Origin of the sequence: Streptomyces sp. YS-3, assembly GCF_045257485.1 — a bacterium.
In the GTDB taxonomy this organism is placed as follows: domain Bacteria; phylum Actinomycetota; class Actinomycetes; order Streptomycetales; family Streptomycetaceae; genus Streptomyces.
On record NZ_JBJHPC010000544.1, the window covers coordinates 1 to 4834 of the forward strand.

Here is a 4834-nt window from a genome sequence, read left to right on the forward strand (position 1 = left end):
CCCCAACCCCCCGCCACTGCCAAGTCATCCTCGACCGGGGCCCGTTCACCCTCGACGGGGAGCGGCGGCTCCTGCGGGAGCACCGCATCGACGTGCTCGTCACCAAGGACAGCGGCGGCCCCGCCACCGCCGCCAAACTCACCGCCGCCCGCGAACTCGGGCTGCCGGTCGTCGTGGTGCGACGGCCCGAGCCGCCCGCCGGGGTGACCACCGCCCCGGACGTGCCGAGCGTCCTCGCGCTGCTCAGTCGCGCCGCAGCAGATACGTGTCCATGATCCAGCCCTTGCGCTCGCGCGCCCGCGCCCGCAGCTCCTCGATCCGGTCGGAGACCTCCGACAGGCGGCCCCGCACCAGGATCTCGTCCGGCGTGCCGACGTAGGCGCCCCAGTAGATGTACAGGTCCTGGTCGAGGTGGCGGGTGAAGGCCTGGCGCGCGTCCAGCATCACCACCACGTCGTCCACCCCCTCGGGCCAGCCCTCCGCGAGCCGCCGCCCGGTGGTGATCTGCACCGGCCGGGCCACCCGGTTCAGCCCCGTACGGTGCTTGGCCAGGAGCGCCGAGACGCTGCTGATGCCCGGCACCACCTCGTGGTCGAACTCCACCGTGCCCCGCTCCAGGATCTCCTCCAGGATGCCGAGCGTGGAGTCGTACAGCGCCGGATCGCCCCACACCAGGAACGCCCCGCACTCGTCCTCGGCGAGATCGTCCACGATGAACCGCTCGTAGAGGTCGGCCCGGCGGCGGCGCCAGTCGTCGACGGCGGGCGAGTAGTCCGATGTCTTGCGGTCGCGCTCGGGGTCGCGCGCCTCGACCAGCCGGTAGGGGCGCCCGGTGACATGTGCGTCGAGGATGTCCCTGCGCAGCCCGGTCAGATCGGACTTCTCCTCGCCCTTCTCCAGGATGAAGAAGGCATCCGCCTTGTTCAGCGCCTTGACGGCCTGGAGCGTCAGATGGTCGGGGTCGCCCGCCCCGATGCCGATCACATAGATCTTTCTCACGGCTCCGAGTCTGCCGCATCCCTTCCACGACGCGAACGGCGAGGCCTACCGGGACGACGGGGCACGGCCTATCCTCCGACCATGCGTGTCGCACTCTTCGTCACCTGCGTCAATGACGCGGTGTACCCGGCCACGGGCATCGCGACGGTGAGACTTCTCGAACGCCTGGGCGTGGAGGTCGACTTCCCGCCCGGCCAGACGTGCTGCGGGCAGGCCCAGTTCAATACCGGCTACCGCCGTGAGACCGAGCCGCTGGTGCGCCGGATGGGGGCCGTGTTCGAGGGATACGACCATGTGGTCACGCCCTCCGGCTCCTGCGCGGCCATGATCCGCGACAACTACCCGCGCCTCGCCCGCAGGGCCGCCGCCGAGGGCCGGGGCACCGAGCTCGGCGCCATCGCCGAGTCGCTGGTCCCGAGGGTGTACGAGCTGTCCGAGTTCCTGGTCGACGTCCTCGGTGTCACGGATGTCGGCGCGTACTTCCCGTACACCGTCACCTATCACCCCTCTTGTCATGGTCTGCGCATGCTGGGGCTCGGTGACCGGCCACGGCGGCTCCTGGAGGCCGTCAAAGGGCTGGAACTGCGGGAACTGCCCGGCGCCGAGGAGTGCTGCGGCTTCGGCGGCACCTTCGCCCTGAAGAACCCGGACGTCTCGACGGCCATGGGTACCGACAAGGCGGACAGCGCGCTCACCACCGGTGCCGAGGTGCTCTGCGGCGCCGACAGCTCCTGTCTGATGCATCTGGACGGCATCCTGCGCCGCCGGGGCGACCCCCTGCGGGCCGTGCACCTCGCCGAGATCCTGGCCAGTACGGAAGCGGAGCCCCACGTATGAGCGGCACCTTCGTCGGTATGCCCGCCTTCCCGGAGGCGGCCAGGGGCGCGGTCCAGGACGCCACCCTGCGCGCCAACCTCCGCCACGCCACCCACACCATCCGCGACAAACGCGCCACCGCCGTCGCCGAGCTCGCCGACTGGCCGGAGCTGCGCGAGGCGGGCAAGCAGATCAAGGACCACACCCTGCGCCATCTCGACCGGTATCTGGTGATGCTGGAGGAGTCGGTCGTACGCGCGGGAGGCACCGTCCACTGGGCGGCCGACGCCGACGAGGCCAACCGCATCGTCGCGGACCTGGTCAAGGCCACCGGCGAGCACGAGGTCGTCAAGGTCAAGTCGATGGCCACGCAGGAGATCGGCCTCAACGAGGCGCTGGCCGCCGAGGGCATCTCCGCGTACGAGACCGACCTCGCCGAGCTGATCGTGCAGCTCGGCCACGACCGGCCGTCCCACATCCTCGTCCCCGCCATCCACCGCAACCGGGGCGAGATCCGCGACATCTTCCGGGAGGAGATGGGGAATTGGGGCCGCCCCGCCCCGGACGGCCTGGGCGACAGCCCCGCCGAGCTGGCCGAGGCGGCCAGGCTGCATCTGCGGGAGAAGTTCCTGCGCGCCAAGGTCGGGATCTCCGGCGCGAACTTCATGGTGGCCGAGACCGGCACCCTCGTCGTCCTGGAGTCCGAGGGCAACGGCCGGATGTGCCTCACCCTGCCCGAGACGCTGATCTCCGTCGTCGGCATCGAGAAGGTGATCCCCACCTGGCAGGACCTGGAGGTCTTCCTCCAGACACTGCCGCGCTCCTCCACGGCCGAGCGGATGAACCCGTACACCACCATGTGGACGGGCACCACCGACGGCGACGGCCCCTCCGCCTTCCACCTCGTCCTGCTGGACAACGGCCGCACCGACACCCTCGCCGACGAGGTGGGCCGCCAGGCGCTGCGCTGCATCCGCTGCTCCGCCTGCCTCAACGTCTGCCCGGTGTACGAACGGGCCGGCGGCCATGCCTACGGCTCGGTCTACCCCGGCCCCATCGGCGCCATCCTCAGCCCCCAACTGCGCGGCACCGCGAGCGAGATCGACGCCTCGCTGCCGTACGCCTCCTCCCTCTGCGGGGCGTGCTACGAGGTGTGCCCGGTCGCCATCGACATCCCCGAGGTGCTGGTGCATCTGCGCGAGCGCGTCGCGGACCGGGGCGGCCGGGGCCACCGGCTGGAGAAGGCGGCGATGAAGGCGGCGAGTTGGGCGATGGACCGGCCGGCGGTGCTGGCGGCGGCCGAGCGGGCGGCGACCCGGACCCGGCGGATGCACCCGGCCAACCCGCCCGGCGCCGGAGCGTGGACGGCCGGCCGCGCCCTGCCCCAACTGCCGCCGGAACCGTTCCGCGACTGGTGGAAGAAGAGGGACCGATGAACTCCCGCGACCGCATCCTGGCCCGCGTCCGCACGGCCGTGGCCGACGCCCGCGAGGCACCGGAGCCCGCCCGCGACTACCTCACCAGCCACACCCCGGACGACCCCGGCGCCCTCGTCGACCTGCTGCACGAGAACCTGGCCGACTACCGGGCGCTCGTCCACCGCACGGACACCGAGAACCTGCCGGCGCTGCTGGCCCGGCTGCTCGCCGGACGCGGCGCGGCGACGGTCCTGGCGCCGCCCGGGCTGCCCCCGCGCTGGCTGAGCGCCGCCGACGCCGWACAGGTGCCGGACCGGGCCGCGTCCACCCCGGCCGAACTCGACGCGGTGGACAGCGTGGTGACCGGCTGCGCCCTCGCCGTCGCCGAGACCGGCACCCTCGTCCTGGACGGCGGCCCGGACCAGGGCCGGCGCCGGATCACGCTCGTCCCGGACCACCACATCTGCGTCGTCCGCGTGCCCGACCAGGTGGTGGCGTCCGTTCCGCAGGCCCTGGCGCGGCTCACCCCGACCCGCCCGCTGACCTGGATCTCGGGACCGTCCGCGACGAGCGACATCGAGCTGGACCGGGTGGAGGGCGTACACGGCCCGCGCACGCTGGAAGTGGTACTGGTCGGCGCCTGAGGCAGCCGGGCTCCCAGGGGCCGCCGTCAGCGGATGAGCCGGGGCGCCTCGGCCGCCGCGTCCACCGGCCCGGGCAGCCGGTCCGCGAGCGCCCGGGCCCACGCCATGAGCCCGGCCGGATCGATCCCGTACAGCGGTGTCCCCGTATACCGCCCCAGCGAGTCCGCGCCCCGCGCGAGCAGCGCGGCGCCGCCCTTGGCGTTGCCGCGCGCGGCGTGCGTGAGCCCCACGGCGAGCTGGGCGAGCCCCCGCCACAACTCGCGCTCGCTCTCCGGCCCCGACTTCCAGGCGTCCTCGAACACCTCGTGCGCGTGGAACGGCATCCCCGCGTCGAGCAGCCGCTGCGCCTCCCGCACGGTCTCGTCCGGCGTGCGCACCACCCCCTCCGCCAGCCGCTCCACTCCGGGTGAGCCGTACGGCAGGGGCCGCCCCAGTCCGTCCCTGGGCCGCGCGTTGCGCGCCCGCCCCTCGGCGTCCCGGTCCCGGCGCGAAGAAGTCTCCATACGCCCATTGTCCCCTCCGTCGCTCCCCGTACCGGAACACCGCCCTGAGTGAGGTATGGTTCTCATGCACGACCGGCCAGGGGAAACCCCAGGTCAGACGGGCACCGGGACGTGGCGCAGCTTGGTAGCGCACTTGACTGGGGGTCAAGGGGTCGCAGGTTCAAATCCTGTCGTCCCGACTTGCGTGGACGCGAGTCAGAGGCCGTATCGGAAACTTCCGATACGGCCTCGGTGTTTTTTCGGGACCGGTCGACCGCGGGCTGCCCCCGGCTCAGCGGGGGGAGCTGACCTGGCCCAGGAACAGCCCGCGTTGCCGACGACCATGGTGCCGACGCCGTGCCGGGTCCCGGGCACGGTGGTCACAACGTATCGCCGGGAGTTCCGCCGGCTCATCCGGAATGCGTGGCCGTTTTCCGCAGCCGGGGGAGGGGTCAGGGGGCGCCCAGGGTCTGGG

General features: G+C 72.5%; 6 protein-coding genes and 1 tRNA gene. 5 read left to right on the forward strand and 2 right to left on the reverse strand.

The features are described 5' to 3' along the window. On the forward strand, nt 1-275 hold a 275-nt coding region (locus ACJA3G_RS30235), incomplete at its 5' end, for a precorrin-6A/cobalt-precorrin-6A reductase (protein WP_406556226.1). On the opposite strand, the gene cobF is transcribed toward ACJA3G_RS30235, so the two are convergent. After that, a complete protein-coding gene (cobF, locus tag ACJA3G_RS30240; protein WP_406556227.1) occupies nt 244-999 on the reverse strand; it encodes a precorrin-6A synthase (deacetylating) in 756 nt (251 codons plus the stop codon). The two genes, ACJA3G_RS30235 and cobF, sit on opposite strands and share 32 nt — an antisense overlap. Before the next feature lie 81 nt (nt 1000-1080). Here cobF and ACJA3G_RS30245 point away from each other — a divergent pair, with 81 nt between their 5' ends. From ACJA3G_RS30245 to ACJA3G_RS30255, 3 genes are read left to right on the forward strand one after another with little or no spacing between them, the layout of a single operon-like run. Then, nucleotides 1081-1836 (forward strand): (Fe-S)-binding protein, encoded by a 756-nt coding sequence (locus ACJA3G_RS30245; RefSeq protein ID WP_406556228.1) that lies wholly within the window; start codon nt 1081-1083, stop codon nt 1834-1836. After that, the gene (locus tag ACJA3G_RS30250; protein WP_406556229.1) at nt 1833-3251 is read left to right on the forward strand and encodes a LutB/LldF family L-lactate oxidation iron-sulfur protein; all 1419 of its coding nucleotides are present in this window, start codon (nt 1833-1835) and stop codon (nt 3249-3251) included. Before ACJA3G_RS30245 ends, ACJA3G_RS30250 begins: the two co-directional genes overlap by 4 nt. Further along, on the forward strand, nt 3248-3877 hold the full coding sequence (locus ACJA3G_RS30255) for a lactate utilization protein C (protein ID WP_406556230.1): 630 nt from the start codon (nt 3248-3250) through the stop codon (nt 3875-3877). The genes ACJA3G_RS30250 and ACJA3G_RS30255 overlap by 4 nt, the downstream gene beginning before the upstream one ends. Before the next feature lie 26 nt (nt 3878-3903). Here the strand turns inward: ACJA3G_RS30255 and ACJA3G_RS30260 are convergent, their stop codons facing one another. Then, nucleotides 3904-4380, reverse strand: coding sequence for a DUF309 domain-containing protein (locus ACJA3G_RS30260; protein WP_406556231.1), 477 nt, complete (start codon nt 4378-4380; stop codon nt 3904-3906). Nucleotides 4381-4485: 105 nt separating this feature from the next. Here ACJA3G_RS30260 and ACJA3G_RS30265 point away from each other — a divergent pair. Continuing rightward, nucleotides 4486-4559: transfer RNA gene (locus tag ACJA3G_RS30265), tRNA-Pro, on the forward strand. Nucleotides 4560-4834 lie beyond the last annotated feature (275 nt).